Annotated in this window: 23 protein-coding genes and 1 pseudogene; 12 read left to right on the forward strand and 12 right to left on the reverse strand. The window is 55.4% G+C overall.

What is annotated here, in order from left to right; all coding sequences use genetic code 11:
- The first annotated feature begins 141 nt into the window (after positions 1-141).
- Positions 142-1,968 (forward strand): peptidoglycan D,D-transpeptidase FtsI family protein, encoded by a 1,827-nt coding sequence (locus tag IRT44_RS12045; RefSeq protein WP_171565407.1) that lies wholly within the window; start codon positions 142-144, stop codon positions 1,966-1,968.
- Here IRT44_RS12045 and IRT44_RS12050 read toward each other — a convergent pair.
- The gene (locus IRT44_RS12050) at positions 1,880-2,371 is read right to left on the reverse strand and encodes a Mov34/MPN/PAD-1 family protein (protein ID WP_171565406.1); all 492 of its coding nucleotides are present in this window, start codon (positions 2,369-2,371) and stop codon (positions 1,880-1,882) included. The two genes, IRT44_RS12045 and IRT44_RS12050, sit on opposite strands and share 89 nt — an antisense overlap.
- 175 nt (positions 2,372-2,546) lie before the next feature.
- Here IRT44_RS12050 and IRT44_RS12055 point away from each other — a divergent pair, with 175 nt between their 5' ends.
- From IRT44_RS12055 to IRT44_RS12090, 8 genes are all read left to right on the forward strand, one after another.
- A complete protein-coding gene (locus IRT44_RS12055) occupies positions 2,547-3,611 on the forward strand; it encodes an HD-GYP domain-containing protein (RefSeq protein WP_230076736.1) in 1,065 nt (354 codons plus the stop codon).
- Positions 3,612-3,961: 350 nt separating this feature from the next.
- Positions 3,962-4,726 (forward strand): DeoR/GlpR family DNA-binding transcription regulator, encoded by a 765-nt coding sequence (locus IRT44_RS12060; protein ID WP_171565404.1) that lies wholly within the window; start codon positions 3,962-3,964, stop codon positions 4,724-4,726.
- Between the two features lie 175 nt (positions 4,727-4,901).
- A complete protein-coding gene (locus tag IRT44_RS12065; RefSeq protein WP_171565403.1) occupies positions 4,902-6,575 on the forward strand; it encodes a ribulokinase in 1,674 nt (557 codons plus the stop codon).
- On the forward strand, positions 6,572-7,525 hold the full coding sequence (gene rbsK, locus IRT44_RS12070) for a ribokinase (RefSeq protein WP_171565402.1): 954 nt from the start codon (positions 6,572-6,574) through the stop codon (positions 7,523-7,525). Before IRT44_RS12065 ends, rbsK begins: the two co-directional genes overlap by 4 nt.
- 14 nt (positions 7,526-7,539) lie before the next feature.
- Entirely contained in the window at positions 7,540-9,069 is a 1,530-nt protein-coding gene (locus tag IRT44_RS12075; protein ID WP_171565401.1) for a sugar ABC transporter ATP-binding protein, read from the forward strand.
- Complete coding sequence (locus tag IRT44_RS12080) at positions 9,066-10,049, forward strand: ABC transporter permease (protein WP_230076737.1); 984 nt, start codon at positions 9,066-9,068, stop codon at positions 10,047-10,049. Before IRT44_RS12075 ends, IRT44_RS12080 begins: the two co-directional genes overlap by 4 nt.
- Before the next feature lie 15 nt (positions 10,050-10,064).
- The gene (locus IRT44_RS12085; protein ID WP_171565399.1) at positions 10,065-11,006 is read left to right on the forward strand and encodes an ABC transporter permease; all 942 of its coding nucleotides are present in this window, start codon (positions 10,065-10,067) and stop codon (positions 11,004-11,006) included.
- Positions 11,007-11,100: 94 nt separating this feature from the next.
- Positions 11,101-12,144, forward strand: a complete 1,044-nt coding sequence (locus IRT44_RS12090) for an autoinducer 2 ABC transporter substrate-binding protein (protein WP_230076738.1) — start codon at positions 11,101-11,103, stop codon at positions 12,142-12,144.
- A gap of 250 nt (positions 12,145-12,394) precedes the next feature.
- Here the strand turns inward: IRT44_RS12090 and IRT44_RS12095 are convergent, their stop codons facing one another.
- Positions 12,395-12,610 (reverse strand): hypothetical protein, encoded by a 216-nt coding sequence (locus IRT44_RS12095; RefSeq protein WP_230076739.1) that lies wholly within the window; start codon positions 12,608-12,610, stop codon positions 12,395-12,397.
- A gap of 78 nt (positions 12,611-12,688) precedes the next feature.
- Between IRT44_RS12095 and IRT44_RS12100 the strand changes: the two genes are divergently transcribed.
- Both IRT44_RS12100 and IRT44_RS12105 read left to right on the forward strand, forming a co-directional pair.
- On the forward strand, positions 12,689-12,985 hold the full coding sequence (locus IRT44_RS12100; RefSeq protein WP_171566349.1) for a helix-turn-helix domain-containing protein: 297 nt from the start codon (positions 12,689-12,691) through the stop codon (positions 12,983-12,985).
- A gap of 17 nt (positions 12,986-13,002) precedes the next feature.
- On the forward strand, positions 13,003-13,848 hold the full coding sequence (locus tag IRT44_RS12105) for an IS3 family transposase (RefSeq protein ID WP_230076740.1): 846 nt from the start codon (positions 13,003-13,005) through the stop codon (positions 13,846-13,848).
- Positions 13,849-13,920: 72 nt separating this feature from the next.
- Here the strand turns inward: IRT44_RS12105 and IRT44_RS12110 are convergent, their stop codons facing one another.
- From IRT44_RS12110 to IRT44_RS12120, 3 genes and pseudogenes are all read right to left on the reverse strand, one after another.
- Positions 13,921-14,178, reverse strand: a complete 258-nt coding sequence (locus IRT44_RS12110; RefSeq protein ID WP_230076741.1) for a hypothetical protein — start codon at positions 14,176-14,178, stop codon at positions 13,921-13,923.
- 12 nt (positions 14,179-14,190) lie between these two features.
- Positions 14,191-14,565, reverse strand: a pseudogene (locus IRT44_RS12115) (sigma-70 family RNA polymerase sigma factor); the annotation flags it as partial.
- 95 nt (positions 14,566-14,660) lie between these two features.
- Positions 14,661-15,437: an IclR family transcriptional regulator gene (locus IRT44_RS12120; protein WP_171565396.1), complete on the reverse strand. Its 777-nt coding sequence runs from the start codon at positions 15,435-15,437 to the stop codon at positions 14,661-14,663.
- Positions 15,438-15,804: 367 nt separating this feature from the next.
- Between IRT44_RS12120 and IRT44_RS12125 the strand changes: the two genes are divergently transcribed.
- The gene (locus IRT44_RS12125; RefSeq protein WP_171565395.1) at positions 15,805-17,304 is read left to right on the forward strand and encodes a recombinase family protein; all 1,500 of its coding nucleotides are present in this window, start codon (positions 15,805-15,807) and stop codon (positions 17,302-17,304) included.
- Here the strand turns inward: IRT44_RS12125 and IRT44_RS12130 are convergent.
- The 7 genes from IRT44_RS12130 to IRT44_RS12160 form a co-directional block, all read right to left on the reverse strand.
- Entirely contained in the window at positions 17,292-17,501 is a 210-nt protein-coding gene (locus IRT44_RS12130) for a sigma factor (RefSeq protein WP_171565394.1), read from the reverse strand. The two genes, IRT44_RS12125 and IRT44_RS12130, sit on opposite strands and share 13 nt — an antisense overlap.
- Positions 17,464-19,104: a recombinase family protein gene (locus IRT44_RS12135; RefSeq protein ID WP_171565393.1), complete on the reverse strand. Its 1,641-nt coding sequence runs from the start codon at positions 19,102-19,104 to the stop codon at positions 17,464-17,466. Before IRT44_RS12135 ends, IRT44_RS12130 begins: the two co-directional genes overlap by 38 nt.
- A 622-nt stretch (positions 19,105-19,726) precedes the next feature.
- Positions 19,727-20,878, reverse strand: a complete 1,152-nt coding sequence (locus tag IRT44_RS12140; RefSeq protein ID WP_230076742.1) for an ABC transporter permease — start codon at positions 20,876-20,878, stop codon at positions 19,727-19,729.
- A 25-nt stretch (positions 20,879-20,903) separates the two neighbouring features.
- Positions 20,904-21,827, reverse strand: coding sequence for an ABC transporter ATP-binding protein (locus tag IRT44_RS12145; RefSeq protein ID WP_171565391.1), 924 nt, complete (start codon positions 21,825-21,827; stop codon positions 20,904-20,906).
- Positions 21,828-21,839: 12 nt separating this feature from the next.
- Complete coding sequence (locus IRT44_RS12150; protein WP_171565390.1) at positions 21,840-22,574, reverse strand: ABC transporter permease subunit; 735 nt, start codon at positions 22,572-22,574, stop codon at positions 21,840-21,842.
- A gap of 13 nt (positions 22,575-22,587) precedes the next feature.
- Positions 22,588-23,289 carry an ABC transporter ATP-binding protein gene (locus tag IRT44_RS12155; RefSeq protein WP_230076743.1) on the reverse strand — a complete coding sequence of 234 codons (702 nt, stop codon included), beginning with the start codon at positions 23,287-23,289 and terminating at the stop codon, positions 22,588-22,590.
- Positions 23,279-23,677, reverse strand: coding sequence for a GntR family transcriptional regulator (locus tag IRT44_RS12160; RefSeq protein WP_171565388.1), 399 nt, complete (start codon positions 23,675-23,677; stop codon positions 23,279-23,281). Before IRT44_RS12160 ends, IRT44_RS12155 begins: the two co-directional genes overlap by 11 nt.
- Positions 23,678-24,109 lie beyond the last annotated feature (432 nt).

Here is a 24,109-nt window from a genome sequence, read left to right on the forward strand (position 1 = left end):
CGGTACGTACGGTGGTGTGAGAGGACGGGGGTTAACCACCCCCTCCTACTCGATTGCCTGAGCTGTGAAAACGAAGGGTCCCATCAGGTTTTCCCGCCACCTTCTCCGGCAATACTGGAAAAAAAAGGCGGGGGATTGCGCATGGACCTGGAACGACGGGTGAAACGGCGCCACTTTCTCGTGCTGTTGTTCATGACGCTGGTGTGGGCCGGGCTGTTGGTCCGCCTCTGGTGGATACAACTGTGGGCATCGCACCGCTTCTCCAAACACGGCATCGATTTGGTGAAAAATGCGGTCAAGCAGCGGCAGCAGAGTATCGTGTTAAACAGCGGCCGGGGCGACATCCTCGACCGAAACGGCTACCCCTTTACAGGAGAGGAACAACTCGCCCTGCTTTTGTTCCCTTTGGCGAGGAGCAGCCTGCAGGACAACGGCGTTTGGAAGCGGCTGGCGGAGATCGTGCAAGTGCCGAAAACGATGCTGACAGACGTGATGACCAAAGCGAAAGCTCCGATCATGCTGAGGCAGACAGACGGCAGGCTGGTCCCATTGAGCGAGCGGCAGGCGGATCAGGTAAACGCGCTGGGGATTCCCGGCGTCCTCGCCCTGAAGGTGACGGAGCGCTATCGGACGGACGAGGTGGCCAAGCACGTGATCGGCTACATCCACCGCAATCCCGATCTGGTCCGCAAGCTCTATCCGGACGAGTGGGCGGAAGGAAAAATGAACGCGGACAGCACGGTCGGCGCGTCCGGCCTGGAACGCAGCTTTGACCGGTTTTTGCAGGGCGTGGAGCCGTCCGTGCTCTCCTACTATGTGGACGGCGAGGGAAAGCCGCTCAAGGGTCTGGACATCCGCTACACGCGGCAGGAAAACGAGTACTACCCGCTGTCGCTGGTCACCACGCTGGACGCCGACCTGCAGCGCCGCTTGGAGCGGGCGGCGGACAGCGCCGGTATGCAAGAAGGGGCGATCGTCGTGCTGGATGCCGAACACGCAGACGTCCTGGCGATGGTCAGCCGGCCGCAGTACGACCAGACGAAGGTGGACGTGCAGCAGGGGGCGTGGCGAAACCGCGCTGTCAAGCAGTACACTCCCGGTTCCGTATTCAAGACGGTTGTGGCCACGGCTGCCCTGGCGGAGGGGCTGGTTTCCCCCACCGAGCGGTTTGTCTGCCGCGGCAGTTATGGCAAATACGGCTTTTCCTGCTGGAAGCGGGACGGTCATGGTGCGCTGACAATGGAGGAGGCGTTTGCCCAGTCCTGCAACATCACCTTTGCCGAAATTGCCAAACGGATCGGCGGGGACAAACTGGAAGACTACGCCCGCCGTCTGGGCTTGTCTTCTCCGGTGGGCCACGTCACGCCGCACCTGTTCAAACTGGACGGTTTTCGGCAGATGGACGGCGAGGAGCAGGGACGGGTGTTCGCCGAGTCGGTATCCCGCCAGGATGAAGGTGTATTGATCCAGACAGCGATCGGCCAGCGGGATGTGCGGATTACGCCGCTGCAGGCCGCCAATCTGATGGTGACCATCCTGCGGGGCGGGCAGCCCGGCCAGGTGCGGTTGGTGAGTGAGATCGCGTATCGAAACGGTCAGACGTTTTACCGCTTTCCGGAGCACCGGCTGCCGGAGTCGGGGATTGACTATGTGACAGCCAAAAAAATGAGGCGCCTGCTGCGCCTCGTCGTAACCGAAGGAACGGGCCGGCTGCTGCTGCAGGCGCCGTGGCCGGTGGCGGGCAAAAGCGGCACCGCGCAGACGGGGGCTGGCGACGGCAGCAACCACCTCTGGTTTGTCGGCTACACGCCGGTCGACACCCCCCGGTACGCCATTGCCGTCGTCGCGGCAAACCAGCCAGCCGGGGAGTCGACCAAGGCTATGGAGATTTTCCGTCGCGCTGTCGAAGCGATCGCCGAGTGGCAAGCTCAACCTTCTCCACTTCGCGCAGGGAGTTTTCCAGAATAAAAGCGCGCGCCTGCAGCTTGTCTTGTCTGTTCAGTCCGACAATCAGCATGATCGGCGATGAAGACATGTAGAGGGACTGATTTGCCTTCGTCCAAATCGTACGGCGGTCTCCCTTGCTGGGCGTCAGCCTTTTGATGGTGTGGCTGTGCCAATCTCCGATGTACTGCCAGCGCTGCCGTCGGCTCAACTTGCGCACCAGCCTGCGCAGGTGGTCGTCGTCAAACAAGATGGCGTTGGGATGACGAACGGCTTTGGGACCGGGATCGCTGGCATAGGTAATCAGCCACTCTTTATCGTTTAACGCGTATCCCATCAATATCCCTCCCGTTTCCAGGGAGGGATTATTTCTGACTGAAAGTTCGATCTGCTTCCACGCCTTGGGCGTGATATACAGCGAGGTCATGGCCTGGTTACCTCCTTGACTCAACCTCCACAGGTCCGCCATTTATCCTATGCTGCAGCATGCCAATGTGATTGTGACTTTTGTCATGCGACTATTGTCGAAAAAAGGTTGTCAGAAAAAGTGGTTGTTTTCTATAATTTAGAAAAAATATGAATGCTAGGAAAGGTTTGATGCTATGCCAATGGCTTCTGTAAATCCTGAACTGGTCGGCAAAGTGCTGGCCGAGGATCTCTATTCGGATGCCGGTGTGCTGCTGTTGCCTCGGCGAACCGTACTGACAGCCGCTCACGTGAATTCGCTGCGCAAACAGCGCATCACGCGCGTCAGCATCGCAGAAGACCTGTCTGAGGGGAATGGCGAAAAGATCTCCGCCCAGCTGCTGGACAAGGGTGGGGACCGGGAGATTGTGGTCTGCTACCTGGAAGCGATGGAGCAGACGAGGCGGCTGTTTGAGCGCGTGGACATTGGACAGATGCCGAGCCTGCACGAGTTCTGCCAGGCGTTTCAAACGCTGGCGGATCAGGTGGGGGAGCGGCTCGGGCTGTTTCGATCCCTGTACGTGCTGGAAGGTGCGGACAGCTACACGTACCGCCACTCCCTCAACGTTGGGATTCTCTGTACGCTGATCGCCCGCTTGTTGAAATGGGACGAGGAGCGTATCTCGTTGATGGGAGCGGCCGGTTTTCTGCACGATATCGGCAAAACGCGCGTGCCGCGGGAAATCCTGCTCAAACCCGGCAAGCTGACGGACGAGGAATTTGCCGAGATGAAGCGGCACACCGTGTACGGGTACGAGATTCTCAAGCAGATGGAGGACGCTCACGAAACACTCGCGATTTGTGCCCTGCTGCACCACGAGCGGCTGGACGGCTCCGGCTATCCGGACGGGCGGAAGGATGAGCAGATCCCGCTGGAGTGTCAGGTGGTGGCAGTTGCCGACATGTTTGACGCAATCTGCTCCGACCGCGTCTACAAGCAGCGGACGTCCCCGTTTGAAGCGGCCCGCATGCTGTGGAAGGAGGCGTGCGACGGTCTGCTCAACATTGAAATCGTCTCCCCGTTCGTCCACTACATCGCCCAGCTTTACGTGGGAGCCAAGGCGCGGCTCAACAACGGCGAAGAGGTGCAAGTGATCCTGATTCACCGGGATGAGCCGATGCGTCCGTTGGTTCGCCGGCAGGGAGAGTTTGTCGATCTTCGCAACCACCGCCAGTTGTGCATCGATAAAATGCTGGGATAGCCGCCGTTGGCCGGTCGTCGTGATGCCCATTGCCGGAAGCCGACGAGGCCAATCGTCGCGTCCCGGTCATGTACGGTCATGGTAAAGGTACGACCATCAATATCCGTAATAACCGATACCTTCCGCATGCCCGCGGTATCCGTTTCCAAGCCCCGGGGCAAGGCGGGAGGTGTTTGTTCTTGTAAAAAAACAAAAGCATTCCTGTCCGTTATGGGAAGCGGAAGAAACGATCTGATGTTGATATGCCAAAATTGTGGGAGTAAAATAACAAGAAAAAGCAATTAAAATCGTATGAAATATGTTGCAAATCAACCGGTTGACAAGACAAACAAAAGGAGGAACTGCGTGTCATGTTGGTTTCAAAAAGGCAGCAGGAGATTCTCGAACTGCTGGAACAGAAGGGACACGTCTACGTATCCAACTTGAGCAAGCAGTTTCAGGTGACGAAAGAGACGATACGCCGCGATCTGGAGGCATTGGAGAAACAGGGATTGATTCACCGCACGCACGGCGGTGCAGTGATGAACCAGCGGGAAAAAGAAGTATCGCCGCTCATACAGCGCGAAGTCGCCCATCTGGAAGCGAAGCGGGAGATCGCCAGGGAAGCGGCCAAAGGCATCCAGGACGGGGACATCATCGCCCTCGACTCCAGCGACGTCTCCTTTCAGTTGGCCCGGCTTCTGGGCGAGCGGGAGATCACCGTAATCACCAATTCCATCGCCGTCACCCTGGAGTTTCTCCGTCAGGACAAGGTAAAGGTGATCACCGTCGGCGGCTACTTGAACAAGGACTCCACCTCGTTTTTCGGAACGATGACGGAAAAGTCCATCGAAGGTTACCACGTGGATAAGTTCTACTTCTCCTGCCACGGGGTTCATCTGGAACACGGCATATACGAGAACAACGAGATGGAAGCGCAGGTCAAACAGAAGTTTATCTCAATCTCCGACCGCTTGATCCTGCTGGCCGACCACACGAAGTTCGGGCAGAAGTCGCTGACCAACCTGCTCTCCCTGGACAAGGTGGACCAGATCATCACGGATCACGGATTGCCGCTCAACCAGTTGTCCGCTTTCAAAGCAGAGGGGTTGAATATACAACTCGCCCAGTCGTAAAAGGTGGGTTCTTTTCTGTTTTCCAACCCAACATTTTCGCCTGGAAAAGAGAAGCAATTCCGCAAAATCGTGTGGGATTGCTTCTCTTTTGTTGGTTTCGGAATATTGAAAAAGCAAAAAAATGCGGATAATATGTGGGACAAACAAAGCATCAATCGATTCAGGAGGAGCCGAGATGCAGAACAAGCTGGTGTTTGGAATTGATTTTGGAACGGAATCGGCTCGCGCCGTTCTAGTGGATGCAGCAAACGGAGAAGTGAAAGCGATTGCAACCAAACCGTACACCCACGGCGTAATCGTGGAGACGCTGCCGGGTACGTCGGTTCGGCTGGACAGCGAATGGGCGCTGCAGGACCCTCAGGATTACCTGGATGCGCTGGTGGATACGATCCGAGCCTGCATGAAAGAGGCCGGGGCCAGACCGGAGCAGGTGATCGGCATAGGGGTGGACTTTACCGCCTGCACGATACTGCCGATCCGCGCTGACGGAGAACCGCTCTGCGCCGATCCCGCCTTTCGCGGCAACCCGCACAGTTGGGTGAAACTGTGGAAGCACCACGCAGCAGAACCGGAAGCAAACGAGATCACCGCGCTGGCACGGGAGCGAGGAGAAGCGTTTCTCCGCTATTACGGCGGCTCCCTCTCGTCTGAGTGGCTCCTGCCCAAAGTACTGCAGATTCTGCGCGAAGCCCCCGAGGTGTACCATGCGGCAGACCGCTTCGTGGAGGCGGGGGACTGGATCGTCCAGCAGTTGACGGGCGAATTGAAGCGCAACTCCTGCGCGGCGGGGTACAAGGAAACCTGGAACAAACGGAACGGCTACCCGCCGTCTGATTTTTTGAAAGCCCTTCATCCGGACATGGAGCATTTTGTCCGTGACAAGATTGCCACCCCGATCTGCCCGGTCGGCACCTACGCCGGCCATCTGACGGAAGAGATGGCCCGTCGGCTGGGCCTGACGGAACAGGTGGCTGTCGCCGTGGCCACGATAGATGCCCATGCGAGCGTGCCTGGGGCGGGGATCGTCGAACCCGGTCAGATGCTGATGGTGATGGGAACGTCCATCTGCCACATGGTGATGGCGGAAGAGGAACTGTTTATCCCGGGGATAAACGGCGTTGTGGAAGACGGGATTCTCCCCGGACTGTATGGATACGAAGCTGGGCAGGCTGCCGGAGGCGACACGTTGGCCTGGTTTATCCGTCACGGCGTGCCAGCTGCCTATCACCAGGAAGCGGAACAGCGGGGCATGTCCCTGTACGCCCTCATGGAAGAAAAAGCGAGGGCGATCAAGCCGGGAGAGAGCGGGCTCATCGCGCTGGATTGGCTGAACGGTAATCGCTCCGTGCTCAACGACGCCTCCCTGTCCGGCCTGATCGTCGGCATCCGGCTGGAGACGAAGCCGGAAGAGATTTACCTTGCCCTGATGGAAAGCCTGGCGTTTGGCACGCGCACCATCATCGAAGCGTTTGAAAACGGGGGCCTCCCCATCCGCAAGCTGTACGCCTGCGGCGGTTTGTCCGTCAACAACCGCCTGCTGATGCAAATTTTCGCCAACGTGACAGGCAAGCAGGTGGAAGCAGTTTCGAGCCCCAATGCTTCCGCGCTGGGCGCCGCCATGTTCGGCGCGGTCGCTGCAGGGGCAAACGCCGGCGGCTACGATTCGATCATGGAAGCGGCCAGCCAGATGAAAGACGGCCACTCCGTCGTCTACCGGCCGGATGATCAGGCGCGTCAGACGTACGACCGGCTCTACCGGCTGTACAAGGAGCTTCACGACACCTTTGGACGGGGAACCCTGATGAAGGAATTGAAATCGGTAAAAAAATGGACGGAGCGTTTGACATGAAAATTTGCGTGGTTGGCAGTTTGAACACGGATATGGTAATCAGGACCAAGACGTACCCCCGCAGAGGGGAGACGCTGTTTGGCGAGACGTTAGACATCCTCCCGGGCGGCAAGGGCGGCAACGCCGCGACCGCGATCGCCCGGCTGGGCAAAAAGGTGCTGCTGGTCGGATCGGTCGGACAGGACTCGTTTGGCGATCGGCTGCTGGCGGAGCTCAAGGCCAACGGCGTCGACGTGTCGGGGGTGAAGCGCAGCGCAGCGGCCAAGACCGGGACGGCGATGATCACGATTGACGCCTACGCGGAAAACACCATGCTGGTGGTGCGCGGGGCCAATGCGGACCTGGCACCGGAGGACGTCGACAAGGTGCTCCCCGAGCTCCAGTCCTGCCGCATCCTGCTGACGCAGATGGAAACGGGCGAGCGGGCGGTCGTCTACGCGATGCAGAAGGCCAAGGAGAACGGCAGTCTGGTGATTCTCGACCCGGCGCCGGCGGAAGGCATCACGATGCGGGCGCTGCAGTACGCTGACATCGTCATTCCGAACGAGCAGGAGACGAAGTACATGACCGGCATTGAGATTGATGGTCCCGACGACGCCCGGCAAGCGGCCCGGTACTTCCAGTCGCTCGGCGTTTCCCGGTCGATCATCAAGATGGGGCAGCGGGGCTGCCTGGTCTTCACCCCGGAACGCTCGGAGTACATCGAAGCGATTCCGGTTCAGGCGGTGGACACAGTCGTCGGTGACACGTTTTCCGGCGCGCTGGCCTGTGCGCTGGCCGACGGAAAAGACTTGTTTCAGGCAGCCCGTTTTGCAAGCGTTGTCAGTGCGCTGAAGGCAACCCGTTTCGGCGCCCAGGTGGGCATCCCCACACTGGCGGAAGTGCGGTCCTTCATCGCCGAACGCGGACTGCGCGAATATTTGGACGGGACAGCCGCGGCACATGACTGACGGAGGTGTGGACGATGCAGCCGTATTTGTTGGAAATGAAACACATCAGCAAGACGTTTCCGGGGGTGAAGGCGCTCGACGACGTGCAGTTGGCGGTGCGTGCAGGTGAAGTGCACGCCTTGATCGGAGAGAACGGGGCGGGCAAGTCGACGCTGATCAAAATCCTGGCAGGCGTGTATCACCCCGACCCCGGAAGCCGCTTTTTCTTTGACGGCAAGGAAGTGGAGATCAAAAAGCCGCTGGACGCGACCCTGCAGGGCATCTCCATCATTTATCAGGATTTGAGCCTCTTTCCCAACCTGAGCGTGGCGGAAAACATCTGCATGGGCCGCGATGCCGGAAAAGGACCATTTCGCCTGGTCAAGCGGAAAGAAAAGAGGGAGCTGGCCGCCCGCATCCTGAACGAATGGGGGTTTGGCATTGATCCTGACGCCCGCCTGGACACGCTGAGCATCGCAAAGCAGCAGCTCGTCGCCATTGCCAGAGCGATTGCCTTCGAGGCCAAGCTGATCATCATGGACGAGCCCACCTCGTCGCTCTCGTCCGGCGAAGTGGAGCTGCTGTACAAGGTGATTGACGACTTGAAACGAAAAGGCATCGCCATCCTGTTTGTCAGCCACAAGATGGAGGAGTTGTTCAAGGTGTCGGACCGGTTCACCGTGCTGCGGGACGGGAAGTACGTCGGCACGTACGCCAGGGAAGAGCTAAACGAAGATAAGCTGATCGCACTGATGGTCGGACGAAAAGTGGAGGCGGTGTCGAGGCAGGAGACGCAGCCGGGCGAGCCGGTCCTGGAAGTCGTCTCGCTGTCCAAGCGGGGCCATTTCAAGGACGTCTCGTTTACCCTGCGAAAAGGGGAAGTGGTCGGCATCACCGGGCTGGTCGGTTCGGGCAGAACGGAGCTGGCGCATGCGTTGTTCGGCTTGCAGCGGCCGGACGCGGGCGAGATCAGGTTGAACGGAAATGTGGTGAACATTTCATCCACAGCGGAGGCGGTAAAACTGGGCATCGCCTATGTGCCGGAAAGCAGGCAGCGGGAAGGACTGATCCTGCAGCAGTCGATCGTCCGCAACGTCTCCCTGCCGATCCTCAAGCAGTTGAAAAACCGCCTGGGGTGGATCGACGGAAATCAGGAGGCAAAACTGGCCGAGGGATACATCCGCTCGCTGGACATTCGCCCCGCCATCCCGGAGATGGCCACCGGCAACATGTCAGGCGGAAACCAGCAAAAAGTGGTCATTGCCAAATGGCTGTCGACAAACCCGCGCATCCTGATCGTCGATGAACCGACCAACGGGATCGACATCGGGGCGAAGACGGAAATTCACAAACTGATCCGCTCTCTGGCTGCCAACGGGCTGGCGGTGATTGTCATCTCGTCCGATTTGCCGGAAGTGCTGGCCGTCAGCGATCGCGTGCTGGTCATGCGAAAAGGGACGATTAGCGGGGAACTGTCCATAAAGGAAGCGACCCAGGAGAAAATCATGAACCTGGCTTTGATCGGGCGACCAAAGGCAAAAGGAAATGAGGCGGTCGGATTATGAACAAAATCCTGAAATCAAGCGAGTTTGGAATCGGAGTCATCCTGCTGCTGCTGTCCGCGGCGCTGGCGGTCACCAGTCCCGTCTTTTTGACGGCGGACAACATCCTCGACATCTTGAAGGGCAATGCCGTGCTGGGAATCCTCGCAATTGGGATGACGCTGGTGATCATCACCGGCGGGATTGACGTCTCCGTCGCTGCAGTGACGGCCGCCATCACCGTCATCATCGGCAAATTGGCCGTTTCGCTGCACGACAGCGGATGGAGTCTGGCCGCCATTTTTCTCGCCGCGCCGCTCGAGGGAGTGCTGTTCGGCCTGGTAAATGGGCTGCTCGTCGCCAAAACAAAGATTCCACCGATCGTGGCCACGCTGGGCACCAAAAGCATCCTGGCCGGTGCCACGCTGTACGTCACAAACGGGGCGTACATGAACAGCAGCGATTTGCCGGAAGCGTTTCTCCGCTTCGCCCAATGGAAACCTTTCGGGGTATCGGTTCTCATCCTCATCTTTTTTGCGGTCGCGCTGTTTACCTGGTTTCTGCTGAATCACACCGTCATCGGCCGCTCGGTCGTGGCGATGGGCGGCAATCCGGTTTCGGCAATGCGGGCGGGGATTCACCTGCAGTCCGTACAGTTGTTTGTATACGCTTACATGGGCTGCCTGGCGGGCATTGCCGCGATCGTGCAAACCGCGTACACCAAAGGGGTGGACCCGAACGGGTTCAACGGCTTCGAGCTGACCGTTATCGCCGCCGTCGTCCTGGGCGGGGCCAACATCATGGGCGGCTACGGTTCCATCCCGGGAACGATCCTGGGTGTGCTGCTGCTCGGTGTGATGCAGAACGGTCTGATCCTCGCCCATGTCGATACATTCTGGCAGGATATCGTGACCGGCGCGATTATCTTGATCGCCGTCACCTATGACGTGATCAAGCGGAAGCGCGAGGAAGCCAACCGGGCAAAAATCGAGATCGAGGCGTAGGAGCGGGGTGAGGACATGAATTTTCTCTCGAAAGAATGGATTCTCGGCTACGTGTTTGCGGGACTGTTTCTGTTGATGACGCTGTTTGTCCCGGGATTTTTTGACACGTACAACCTGATCAACATGCTGTTTCAACTCCCCGAACTGGGCATATTGTCGCTGGGAATGATGGTCGTGCTGCTGACGGCGGGGATCGATTTGTCGATCACCTTCCTGGCGGCGCTGGCTGGCGTGATCGTGGCAATGCTGCTGACCAACGGGTATTCCGTGCCGGTTTCCATCCTGGCCGGCTTCGCCACTGCGCTGGCCGGGGGGCTTCTCAACGGATTTTTCATCGCCGTCGTCGGCGTTTCCCCTATTCTGGTCACGCTGGGCACGATGACTTTGTTTGAGGGGATTGTCCTGCTGCTGACAAAAGGCAACAGCATTTCCGGCTTTCCGGAGAGCTACTCACTGATCGGCAACGGCCTCTTGGGAGTCGTTCCGATTCCGATCCTGATCTTTGCGGTGATTGCCGTGATCCTGTCCATTCTGCTGAACAAGACAGCGTGGGGCCGCAGCGTCTACATGTTCGGCAACAACCCGACGGCGACGCTGTTTTCCGGGATTAACACGACCCGGGTCGTCCTGTTGGTCTACCTGTTTGCCGCATTAATGACCGCGGTGGCGGCCATCATCATGACCAGCCGCTACAATTCTGCCAAGGTGGACATCGGCAGCTCGTACCTGCTGCAAAGCATCGCGGTCGCAGTCCTGGGCGGCACCAGCATTTCCGGCGGGTACGGCAAAGTGATCGGAGTCGTGCTGGCCGTGGGGATTTTCCAGATCATCTCCAACGGGCTGAATCTGCTGGGCGTCTCCAGCATGGTCATCGACATCCTGATGGGCACCATCCTGATTGGCGTCCTGCTGATCAACTATGTCTCAGCAAAGCGCAAGCAAAGTCAGACCGCGTGAAGGGAGGGATGCTGCCGAACCTATAAAGTCATCCGCTTCTTTCACCTTATGTCCAATACAAAATCTCTGATCAAGAGACACAGGGGGAGTTTTGATGAAAAAGATGAACAAAATGCTGTCTGTTTCCGTCTCCGTTTTGCTGACACTGGGCTTGATGACGGGCTGTGCCGTACAGAAAAATCCGGCCGCTCCTGCTGATGGCGCGGCAGGGGGGAAAAGCGACGGCAAGCTGACAATCGCCGTCGTTCCCAAACTGGTCGGTATCCCGTACTTCAACGCGTCGGAAAAAGGGGCAAAGCAGGCAGCAGACGCACTGGGCGTTGAGCTGATCTACACCGGCCCGACCCAACCGGACGCCGCGCAGCAGGTGAAGGTGATCGAGGACCTGATCGCCAAAAAGGTGGATGTGATCGCCGTCGCGCCGAACGACGCCGCCGCGCTGACGCCGGTGCTGAAAAAGGCGAAGGATCAAGGCATCAAGGTGATGGACTGGGACACGCCAGCCGATCCTTCGGTGGTTGAACTGTCCGTCCATCAAATCGACGACGAAGTGTACGGACGCCACATGGTTGACCTTCTTTTCCAGGCGATGGGCACCGACAGCGGTAAAGTGGCGATCGTGACGGGCGGCTTGTCGGCGCAAAACCTGAACACCTGGATCGACTGGTCGAAAAAGCAGATTGCCGAGAAGTACCCCAACCTGCAGATCATCGGGGACAAGATCGGCACGGACGAGAAACAGCAGGTGGCGTACCAAAAGACGCTTGACCTGCTGAAGGCCAACCCCGACCTGAACGGCATCCTGGCCTACTCCACGGTGGCGCCGCTCGGTGCAGCTCAGGCGATCCAGGAAAAAGGCCTGCAGGACAAGGTGTCGCTCGTAGGCGTGGCGCTGCCCAAGGACTCGAAACCGTTCCTGGAAGACGGATCGCTCGATACGGCGACGCTGTGGGACCCGGTGAAACTGGGCTATTTGACCGTCACCCTGGCCAAAGACCTGGCGGAAGGCAAGAAGCCGACCGACGGCCAGGAGGTGGCGAACGTCGGCAAGATCGAAGTGAAGGAAGACGGCAAAACCGTCATCATGGGACCGCCGAGCGACTTCACCAAGGAAAACGCCGGCAACTACGATTTTTAATCAGAGCCGCACAGACGCTGTCAACAAACGGAGGCTGCCTGTATTCAGGCAGCCTTTCGTTTGCTCCGATGGAACTGTTCTTCCAACCGGAGCCAATCGCTTTCCGGCAGCCCCCGGAGTTATATCTCCAAATTAGGTTTTCTTGGAGATCGTTACCCGAGAGAGGTTCAAAGGTAAGCTGCTCTCCAAACTCTATGTTGAACTTCTTCAAGCCATGGCTGGTAATTTGTTATCTATAGTCATACATGCATTATTGAGAATGTTTTGTAATAATATAAAAACAAACTAAAGAACCAAGAGCCCCTCCGGCAAGTAAGACTAGTACGGGAAGAGGAACATCCAAAAAAAACATTCCGATCACTTGCGAGATAAACAAGATTAAGATAGTGATTTGTAAAACAACTTTCTTATCCATTTTCGCACCTCGATCCATAGTCGTTGAAGGTTTAAAAAAGCCATTGTCCATACTAGAGTGCACCCCTTAAAGTAGACATTGGAAAAACCCCTTGGGATAACCGATGTTACTTTAAGGGGTGAATTTTTTATGGCTATCAAAGGTCAAAAGTTCAAGCATTATCCTTTGTCGTTGAAAATGGAGGCAATACGATTGCATGTAGAGGAGAAGTGGACATACAGACGTATCACTGAGCATTTAGGAATCCAGGATAAGGATCGAGTAAAAAAATGGATGCGGAAATACAAACAACTTGGGGAGTTCGGTCTTTTGGATCAGCGTGGACGACGTCCAGAGTACATCGATCAAGATCGACATGTGAAAAAATTGAAACGGGAGAACGAAATTCTAAAAAAGTGTTTGGAAATCTGGATGCGGGAGGTGTAAGAAAAAAGTATCGTGTGATGGAGAATGTGGCAGCATTGTACCCGATTACCGAACTCTCCAAACTTCTTGGTGTATCGAGGAGTGGGTATTATCGGTATCTTGCACAGAAGGAGTGGGATAGAGACGGAGAACTGAAACAGCAGATTCAAACCATCTATGATGAACGAAAAGGAATATATGGGTATCGAAGAATTCAAGCGGAACTCTTTCGTCAATACGGCAAGGTTGTGAATCATAAGAAGGTGTTACGACTCATGCAAATTCTTGGGCTGAAAGCCATTATTCGTGGCAAGCGAGCGTATCGGAGCACGTATCGAGCGGCTGAATCAGATGGTCGTGTTGCCGAAAATTTGTTGAAGCGTGACTTCACAGCCGAGAAACCGAACCAGAAGTGGGTCACCGATGTTACCCAGTTTCGTGTAGGAGATCAACGTATCTTCTTATCTGCGATTAAAGACTTGTTTCACAACGAAATCGTGGCGCACCATGTGAGCTTACACAATGACAATGTCCTTGTCCTGGAGACGTTTCGGAAAGCATTTGAAAAGCATAAGGACGTGACTGGACTGATCGTACACAGCGATCAAGGCTTCCAGTACACGTCCCATGCATACCACGACATGCTGCAAAAGGTTGGCGCCCGAATCAGCATGTCCCGAAGGGGCAATTGTTTAGACAATTCCCCTATGGAGAGTTTCTTCTCGCACTTAAAGGCAGAAGCTCTCTATCCTTATGATATTCGAAGTTTGGATGAGGCGCAAAGACGAATTGAGGAGTACATTCGTTTTTACAATGAGGAGCGTTTGCAAATCAAATTAAATAAGCTGACGCCAGTCGAGTACAGGCGTCAGCATGCGGCCTAACGGCCGGGGGTTTTTTAAGTGTCTACAAAATGGGGTCTTGACCATACAGACTAATGGCTTTTTTCTTATTATTTAATATCCACTCACTAAAGTAAACTTCGTATTCGTCCAATTTTTGTAATTCATCACTTTCTGGGCTGAGGCAAGGTTGGCAGCAACTTCTGCACTCGCTTGCAGACGAGAGTAGGTTGCATACGCATCTCCAGTGATACCCGCTAGCGTAGTCACAGTTGCAGCCCCTGCAAGAACCGCTTGCGCCAATCCTGCGGCGCCAGCCGGGAAACCTGCTACAATGCAGAAAAAGGATGTGATTGATTTTCTGTCAATCACATCCTTTTTCTCCTACCTGCCCTGCGTCTGCTTCGTCCGATAAAACTCATTAAACAACTTCATCAATGCCCGCTTCTCGATCCGCGACACGTACGAACGGGAAATGCCCAGCTCGCGGGCGATTTCCCGCTGTGTCTTCTCTTTGTCCTGGTCCAGACCGAACCGGCCAATGATCACTTCTTTTTCCCTCTCATCGAGGATGTGGATGTGCTGGTAGATCTTGTTTGACTCCAGCTTGAGCTGCACGGTGTCCACGACCTCGTCAATCTCCGTGCCCAGCACGTCGATCAGGGTGATTTCATTCCCTTCCTTGTCGGTTCCGATGGGGTCGTGCAGCGACACGTCCTTTTTGGTTTTTTTCAAACTGCGCAGATGCATCAGAATCTCGAGTTTACTGTCAAACGTATGCGGACCGTCGTATGTGGCAGCGGCGGGTGCCGCTTGTTGGCGTGCAATCCGTGACTGGTGTGTCTGTGTTGTGCTTATCTCCTCAACGTCACATTCTCTCGCCAGCCGAGCTCGTACGAAATCCGTCTGACAGTCTCCTTAAGCACCTGGATTAATTCAGGCAGCCGCTCGTCGCCGAATCGAACATCCGGACCGGCAATGCTTAATCCGGCACAGATGCGGCCGAGATGGTCAAAAATGGGCGCCGCCACCGCCGCGGTGTTTTCCTCCAGTTCCGAATAGCTGACGGTATAGCCGTTTTTCCGCGCTTCGGCGAGTACGTCCCGGAGCCGCTGCTTGTCCGTAATGGTTCCGGAAGCGTATGGAACCAGCGTGGTCGCGTTTATATACTGTTCACGTTCCTGTTCGTCCAGAAAGGCGAGGATGATGCGGGAACAGGCTCCCGCGTAGAGTGGGGATCTTCTGCCAATTTTCGTATAAAGCCGGACCGGATGCAGTGTGTCCAACTTCTCAATATACATGGCCTGGTCCCCGTCGCGAACGATCAGATTGACAGCCTCGTCCACCTGATCCCGCAAGGTTTTCATCAATGGCAACGCGATTTGGCGGATATCCAATCGCTCGGCCACCAATTGGCCGAACTGCAGGAATGTCAACCCCAGCGAGTAGCTGCCGTCTTCGTTTTTCTGTAAGAATCCCATCTCTTCCAGCGACCCTGTCATGCGGTGAATGGACGTTTTGGGCATGCCCGACAGTTCTACCATCTCATTGAGGCTTAGTTTCGCGTGTTGGAGAAACAGATTCAGCACTTCCATCGATTTGACAAGTGTCTTGTTCTTGTGTTGTACCATGAGCCCCTTGATCCTCCCCAGCCAATCAAAAGATGGACCCCAACGACTACGGGTGAAGATTTGGTCATGCACAGACCGCCGCAGAGTGGTGTTCCGTATTTCAGAACATTCATTTCAAAATTGTTACTATTATGATAGTATTTCGTAAATGAGAAAATCAACATGTACATTTTGAAAATGGACGAGGGCTGGCAGTCCAATTTCGCTTTGTTTGCCAATCCGCTACTTTTGACAAGCCCAAGCCGCATACCTTCTGACAGGGAGGGATGTGCGGTGCGTGTACAGCTCATACCTGGAGATTCTGCTCACAGTCTCCGATCCGCCTGTTATCAGTACTTGTCAGGAAAATACAGGAGGGAGAAGCTGAATGGTCGGGATTTACGCCAGGGTGAGTACGGAGGAACAAGCGAAAAGCGGATTCAGCCTCAACGACCAAATCAGGGAGTGCCGGAAGAAAGCGGGGACCTGCGAGGTGGTCGAATACGTCGATGACGTATCGGGTGAGTTTCTCGACCGGCCTGCCCTCACCAAACTGCGGCATGATGTAAAAGAAGGCTTGATTACAAAAGTAATCTGCCTGGACCCGGACCGGCTTTCGCGCAAGCTGATGAACCAGCTGATCATCACGGATGAATTTGACAAACGCGGGGTTGAGCTGGTGTTTGTCAATGGAGAGTACGCCAAAACGCCGGAAGGGCAGCTGTTTTACAGCATGCGCGGGGCCATCGCGGAATTTGAAAAAGCCAAGATCAATGAGCGGATGAGCCGGGGACGGAGGGAAAAGGCGCGGCAAGGTCGAGTGCTGCGGGATTTTAAAATCTACGGATACGGCTATGATCCCGCCACCGAGCAATTGGTGGTGAAAGAGGACGAGGCCGTGGTGATCCGGCTCATCTTTGATCTTTTCACACAGCCCAACGGCCTGGTGCAGGGCATCAATGGAATTGCAAAGTACCTGACGGACAAGGGAGTGCCGACAAAACGGGGAGCGAAAGTGTGGCACCGGCAAGTGGTTCGGCAGATTCTGATGAACGAAGCGTACATCGGGAAATTTTATCAAAATCGCTGGAATACGGAGGGGATGCTGGGAAACAGGTTTCGTTCGCCCGAGGAGAAAGTCCGGATGAGACAGCGGCCAAAAGAAGAGTGGATTTTACTCCCGTGCCCTGCGATTGTCGATGAATCCACCTTTGCGCTGGCACAAAAAATGCTGAAGGAAGCGCGGAGGCGATGGGCCGGCAGACGGCTTCATTCCTATTTGTTAAGCGGGTTGGTCCGCTGCGGCGACTGCGGCAATACGATGACCGGGCGAAAGACAAAGCATTGGGGGAGGGACGTCTACGAGTACACGGACATCAAAAACACGGCGGGAGCCAAACACCGCGGCTGCGGGCGGCGCGTGAAGTGCGACGAGCTGGACCGGGAAGTGTGGGAAACCATCCGAACCTGGCTGAATCAGCCGGAGGAAATGGCGGCAGCCGTTGAGCAGCGCGACGAACCCTCGTTTGAGCAAGCTGAAATGGACCGGCTGACGAAAGAGTTGAACAAAACCAGAGTCGGCCGCAAGCGGTTGCTGAAGCTGTTTGCGTCAGGGGAAGATGCACTGGGAGAAGAGGAGCTTCGCCAGGAACTGCAAGAGCTGAAGAACAAAGAAGAGCGATTGGTGCAGCAGCTTGCAGAATGGCAGGAGCGGGTGAAACGCATGGAGGAAACGGGGGAGAACCGGAATGTCCTTTGGGAAGCGGCCAACTACTACTTGTCCAAGGCGCCTGAGGAGCTTACGTTTGAAGATAAACGGGAACTGATTCGCCATGTCGTACGCGAGGTCAAGGTCTTTCAGGATCACATCGCCGTCTACACCTTCTGATTCAGATGCATCCCGATTGACAGTAGGAGATCATTTTCAATGCAGCGGGCGGCATACGTCGCCAGTTTGGTCCCTTTTTCTACCTGGTAGCTCTCGATGGCTTTGATCAGTCCGATCGTCCCGATGGAAATCAGGTCTTCGCTGTCTTCGCCGGTGTTTTCAAACTTTTTGAGGATGTGAACACAATTCGATGCCATTTCCAGATGAAAGGAACTGCTGCCGCTTCAACTCGTCAAGGGCGCCGACGGCCGTGACTTGCACTTCGTCGCCATCAAAGCGGATCAGGATCTCATCAACCAACGTTTCCACGATATGGCGCTTATCCGCAAAGCTGAGTTGATCGCCGCCGCTCTCTACAAACGTTCGAATCGTTTGCGTCAGCTGAGCCGCTTGGGTGGCGGAAAGCTTTCTTTCCAACACTTCGGACAGTTGCTTTTCATAGCCGGAGAGTTCTTGCTTTAGCGACGTTAACCCGGCGTTGATGTGCCGCATTTCGTTGAGCATCTCTTGTTCGTCGATGACTTCTCGCTTGAACATGAGTTTAATCTTTTCTTTTTCCTTTTCTTTCTGCTCGATTTGCCGTTTGATATTCTCCGCAGCAGACTGCAGCTCCATATGAAGCTCTGTCGATCGGTTTTGCAACCGTTCGATGTAATCAGCGGGATTGGACAGCGTTTCCAGGACTAACCGCCATACGAAATCGTCGAGCATATCGGCGCGCAGCGTTCGGGTTGGACACTTTTCGACGCCTTCGCCATACCGCTTTGGAGTTTTGTTTGGACAACGATAACACGTGTAACGGATCTTTTCCCCTGTCTCTTTATGAGTTCGCCCGCTATACGTCGTTGCCTGCCACATCCGGCCGCAATGTCCGCAACGGATCATGGATTTTAACAAGTAATCATATTTGACGTTTCCCGATTTCTTTTTGTTTTTCTCTCTCCGCGACTGCGCCAGGGCGAAAACCTGCGGGTCAATGATGGGAGGAACCTCGACCAGAATCCAGTCATTTTCATCGCGGAACGTAACCGTTTTTTTGGGGTTCCCGTTCTTCGTTTTTTCTCCGCGGATTTTGCGTGTTTCCCGCCGATTGTAATAAAACCTGCCGATATACACTTCCGACGTTAACACGCGCCGAATGGAACTGGCACTCCAGTTCCGGCTTTCACCGCGTTTCGGCACGGCTCCGAGCGAATACAGACGTTCCCCGATCTCCCGCAGCGTATAATGATCATAGACATACCAGTGATACATTTTGCGGACAAATTCTGCTTCCTCCTCATTGATCACCAACGTATGCCCGCTCAGGTCATAACCGTACGGAGCCGTCCGCATCGGCATAATTTTTTTCTCTTTCTCCACCGCTTTGAGTCGGCCGCGCACCGTCCGTTTTTTAATCAACGACAACTCGTACTGGGCAATGGAGCTCATGAGATTGAAAAAGAGCTGTCCCTCCGGAGTGTTTCGGTACTCCGTATCCACGAAGATGATCTCAACATCGCTTCTCTCCAATTCTCGGCAGAGGATTAATTTATCGGTCAAATCTCTGGTCAATCGGTCGGGATGTGTAACAATCAATCGATTGATGATTCCCTGCGCGACATCCTGCCTTAAGTCATTCATCGCCGGTCGGTCGATGTCCTCGCCCGTAAAACCTTCTTCGCGATATACCTTTAGCATCTTTTCGGAAAGCCCCATGTCTCTCGCTTTTCGAATGCAAATCTCAACTTGCGCATCAAGACTGGTTCCCTCAGACGCCTGCATGCCCGTTGAAACCCTTGAGTAGATTGCGGTGTACATGATGAAACAGGCTCCCTTCAATCTTTGCTAATACAACCAATGACACCCGAAGCAACAAAAAAACCGGCTTATTCAGTCGGTTTTAAAAATCAATCGTTTTAAGATATAGTCGATAACTGCGTATTTGGCCTCGTTGGCGGATAAGGCGCTCGAGGGGGGGGAACCGCAAAAGGCTGCGGCACATATACGATTTTGATGGTCGACATTCGTCCCATGCTCCTCACCTCAATACACCTTATTCCGCCGGTCGATTGTCCTAACACAACCGATCGATGTTTTCGACAAAGGTGCATTTCTCTTTCCTCAATAGGTCAGGGGAGCGGAGTTGCCGCGGATGGCGCTATCGGACGGAATGTCACAAACCTGTGCCTGTGTTGTGATAGCCGGAAAAAAGCTGCGCGTTGAGAATCTCATCCGCCAGGAGAAGATCACGGAAGCGTATCTGATCCGCCTGGTGGATGAAGTTTGCTGCCGGTTTTTTTGAGAAGAGCGCAAACGACATGCCAGTGTGGCAGAGGTGAACGGCAGGTGGGCAACGTTATTGGACTGGCTCCGCTCATGGTATAAAAAACCGGTAACACTCGTTTTTCGCGAGTTGTCACCGGTTTTTTCAAGGCACCGATTATCCGAGCGCCGTTTTCAGGAAAGCTTTAAATCGCAGCAGCGCTACCGCAAGTCCCGCCAACGCGACAGCCGCCAGTACGAGCAGCGATTGCCATATGTCTGCGGTGTGCATGCCGCGAACGATGATGTCCTGGAACGCCTTCTGCGCCCAGAATTGCGGCGTGAAATGACCGATCGCGCGCATCGTGGACGGCATAAGGTCGATCGGGAACCAGAGACCGCCGAGCACAGCCCCGCCCATCGTCAACAACTGCGTGAGTGCCATTCCCTGGTTTTCGCTCCTGACCAGCATTGACAGTGCGAGGCCAAGCCCCGTTCCGCACAGCGCAAGCGCGAACACCAGCAAGGCGATTGCAGTGATGTCGCCGAGCTGCAAGCCGTAAACCCAGTGTCCGAACAACAGCAGCACCGTGCATTGGATCAGCGCCACCGCGAGATAGGCCAGCCACATGCCCGCCAGGTAGCTGATCGGCTTGATCGTCGTGCTGCGCATACGCGCGATCATGCCCGATTCCTTGTCGCTCATAAACCGCCGAATCATCGAAATGATGACGAAGAAGACGAACATGACGGTATAGCCGGGTACATATTGCGAAATACTGCTGTTGGTCAAAGCGTTTTCCGGTCTGTCGTCGATGCGGAACGGCGCGGCCATGACCTGCTCCTGCCACGACTTGGACCGCGCCGTCGCCTGGAGAGCGGCTTTCACCTTGTTGTCCCGATAACCGTTCGCCAGGTTTTCAAGAATGGCGAGCAGGGGGCCGGCAGCAGCTTCGGCCGCGGCGTCGCGATAGACCGTTACCGATGTCTGCTTTCCTTCTTGGGACTCGATCCCTTGCCCGAATTTTCTTGGAATGACGAGCAGCACCGTTTCCTTGCCGTCGCGGATTTGTTGAATTTTGTCCGCCATCTCGCTCTCGACCGCCTCAACCATCTTGTAGCCGCCGGCGTCTTCGATTGCCTGAATGAACGCCCTGGAGGCGGTTGTCTGATCAAGGTCAATGTAGGATATCTTGAGGGACGTATTGCCGGCGCCGTTGAAGATGGTGCCAAACAATACGATAAAGGCAATCGGCAGTACGATCAGCCAGAAAAACAACCCTTTCTCTTTAAGCAGCAGCTTCCATTCTTTGCGTGCTACATTCCACATTGTAAGATCTCCTTTCAGGTTCCACTCAGGAATCGCGCAGCGTCGTTCCGGTCAACGCCAGAAACACGGTCTCCAACGATGGACGGACGACTTCCAGCCGTTTGACGTTGAGCGATCGCTCTTTGCATGCGGAAGCCCAGCAGGCGAGCGCATCGAGCGGCGCCGCCGTTTCCAGCAGCCAGCCGCGCCCTTGCGCCGCCGGTTCGTCGAAGCCCGGAAGCGCCGGCGGCCGTTCGCCTTCCGCCAGTTCCAGGTAGACGGCCTGTGATCCAAATCGGTCGAGCACCTCGTTCAATTCACCTTGGGCGATGACGCTGCCGTGGTCGATGATGGCCAAGCGATCGCACAATGCTTCAACTTCTTCCATATAGTGAGTGGAGTACAGCACCGTTACGCCCTCCCGCTTCAAAGAGCGAATCATTTCAAAAATGTGGTTCCGTGATTGCGGGTCGATGCCTACGGTCGGTTCGTCCATAATGATCAGCTTCGGTTTGTGCAGCAGTGCGGCGGCGATGTTGATCCGGCGTTTCATCCCGCCGGAGAAGGAAGCGATCGGATCTTTTGCCCGGTCTGCCAGGCCGACTTGCTCCAGCACCTCACGAATCCGTTTCTTCAGTTCGCCGCCCCGTACTCCGTACATTTCCCCGAAATAGGTCAGGTTGTCCAGCGAGTTCAACTTCTCGTACAGCGTAATCGATTGCGGCACATATCCCAGCTTTGCCTTGATCCGGTCGCCGGAACGGCGAATGTCTTCGCCGAGCACCTTCACACCTCCCGCGTCGAATTCGAGCAAACCAGCCAAAATTTTCATCGTCGTCGATTTGCCGGCGCCGTTTGGACCGAGGAGACCGAAGCAGCTTCCTTCCCGGACGGTGAACGAAATGTCTTTGAGCGCCATTTTGCTGCCGTATGATTTACCGAGACCGTGTATTTCAATTGCAGGTTTCAAAGGAATTCCTCCTTAAAATCGTAAATGTCGGGAAACGATGCGAATTGCACCCGTTAAAGTCAGCCCTGCCAACGCCCAGACGAGCGGAATCGCCGGGTAGATCCATCCGGGCAAAACTGCTGACACCCAAGCATCCGGTTGCTTGGAGAGCACGTTTCCGGCCACCCATGTCAGCGTGTTGGCTGACAGACCGAACAGGATCCACAGAAGCGGCGTCAACACTACCCAGCGTGAATGGGCGACTGCCGCCGTCAGCAGGCCAAGCGCCAGCATGAACGGGGCCAAGCCCAACAGAACGGTCGCGAAGACTGCTTCACCAGCGAACAAGTTGTGCAGCGGCGCGGTTCCAAGCCCGTGAACCGCTGCGTTGTAAAGGACAAGAAGCGTCAGGCTTCCGAAAAACAGCACGTAGACGAGCAGCATGTGCAGGAATGCGGCGCCAAATTTGGCCAGCAGCAGTGTGGAGCGGGAATAGGGCAGCGTAATCCACCAGCCGACAGTCCCGTTTTTCCACTCCCGCAGCAGCACCCGGAACGAAATCATGAAGGTCAGGTAAGGAAGCATATAGGCCAAATACAACAAATACTCCGTCCGAAAACCTCCCCGTTCTTTCCAGACAGTCAATGCCGCCGCCAACAGCAGGACGATGACTCCGCCATACTTCGCCATCCATTTCTTCTGGAAAAACTTCCGCAATTCCAGGCGGAATTCGTGCCGAAGCAAATAACGAAACGTGTTTTCGCTCATATATCCGTCCCCCTTAATCACCGAACAGTTGGCGATAAATGTCCCGCATCGAGCCCCGCTGCGCCCGAAGCTCCTCCACTTCGCCGCACAATACGGCCCGACCGTCCTGAATGAACACCGCATAGTCGAACAGACTTTCCGTTTCTCCGATTTCGTGCGTGCTGATCAGCACTGTCTGCTTCCGTTCGCTGAAGGCATCGATCAGGGACAGCACGATCTGCTCCCGCGAGATCATGTCGATGCCCGAGAACGGTTCGTCCAGCACAAGCAGCGGCACGTCGCGAGCCAGACACAGCACGAGCATCAGCCGAGCCTCCTGGCCTCTGGACATGCCTTCGACTTCCAGTTCCACGTCCAGTTTGAAATCACTCGCCAGTTGGTGAGCGCGATCCCGGTTGAATCCCGGAAGCAGCCGTTCTCCCCACTCCAAGGCGTCTGCCACCGTGTGGCCGCCGTACCATCGCGCCCGGTCGGGCAGGTAGGCGATCAAATGGTTACGCTCCCACCCGGGCTGCCGGCCAAACACGTTCACTGTCCCCTGATCGGGAACCGTCATTCCCGCGATGATGCGCATCATTGTCGACTTCCCGGCCCCGTTCGGCCCAAGAATCGCCGTGATGCTTCCTTCAGGAATCGCAAGAGTCAGTTCGTTCAGCCCGCGGCGTTTGCCGTAGTACTTCGTCAATCTGTCGAAGACAATCGCGTTAGCTGTCAAGCCCATCGTCCTCCTTCTCGTGCAACAAACGCAGTATTTCATCCTTTGTCAGTCCGAGACTTTTCATTTTGTTCAAAAAATCCGTCGTTGCCTGCTCCGCCAACATTTGGCGAACTTCCGCGACCCGATTCGCATTGTTTGTTATAAACGTTCCCTGTCCCCGCCGCGTCTCCGTCAACCCGTCACGCTCCAGTTCCTGGTAAGCGCGCAACACTGTATTCGGGTTGATTTTCAGCGCCTGCGCCAGTTCCCGAACGGAAGGTATTTTTTCTCCCAAAGCGATTTCTCCCCTTGCAATGGAATTGCGGAACTGTTCCAGCACTTGCTCATATAAAGGCTGGCTGTAGTCCAGCACAAACCGAATCGGACCGTACCGAAATTCATTCAAACGTCTCCCCCCCTTTCCGGTCGAAACGGCTGCAGCTACTCTAAGCAATCGTTCTGAGTGTATTATATCACTTAAGACACTTGAGTCAATAAAGAGATTTCTGGGACAAGCGTGTAACAAAGGAACTGATCATTCGAATGAATGTGACTTAACCGTGGGGAGGGGAAAGGGGAGAGAGGGAGAACAACGCAGACAAGACAGCTGAGGAAATCCGGTGGGAGAGCCTGAAGCAGCCGCGGATGAATGCTGCCGCAGGGGCCGAATTCATCAAGATGCCGGGAGCAAAAAAAAGCAGCATTCACGTGATAACGCCGCCGCCCTCGACCTTTTCGCTGACCAGGGAGGAATATGTACGCATATACCGAATACAGGAGCAGATTGCAAACGGTTGAAGCAGCCGGCTGGCGACCTAATGCTCGTTTCCGAGGATCG

Source organism: Brevibacillus sedimenti (assembly GCF_020923495.1).
Classification (GTDB): domain Bacteria; phylum Bacillota; class Bacilli; order Brevibacillales; family Brevibacillaceae; genus Brevibacillus; species Brevibacillus aydinogluensis.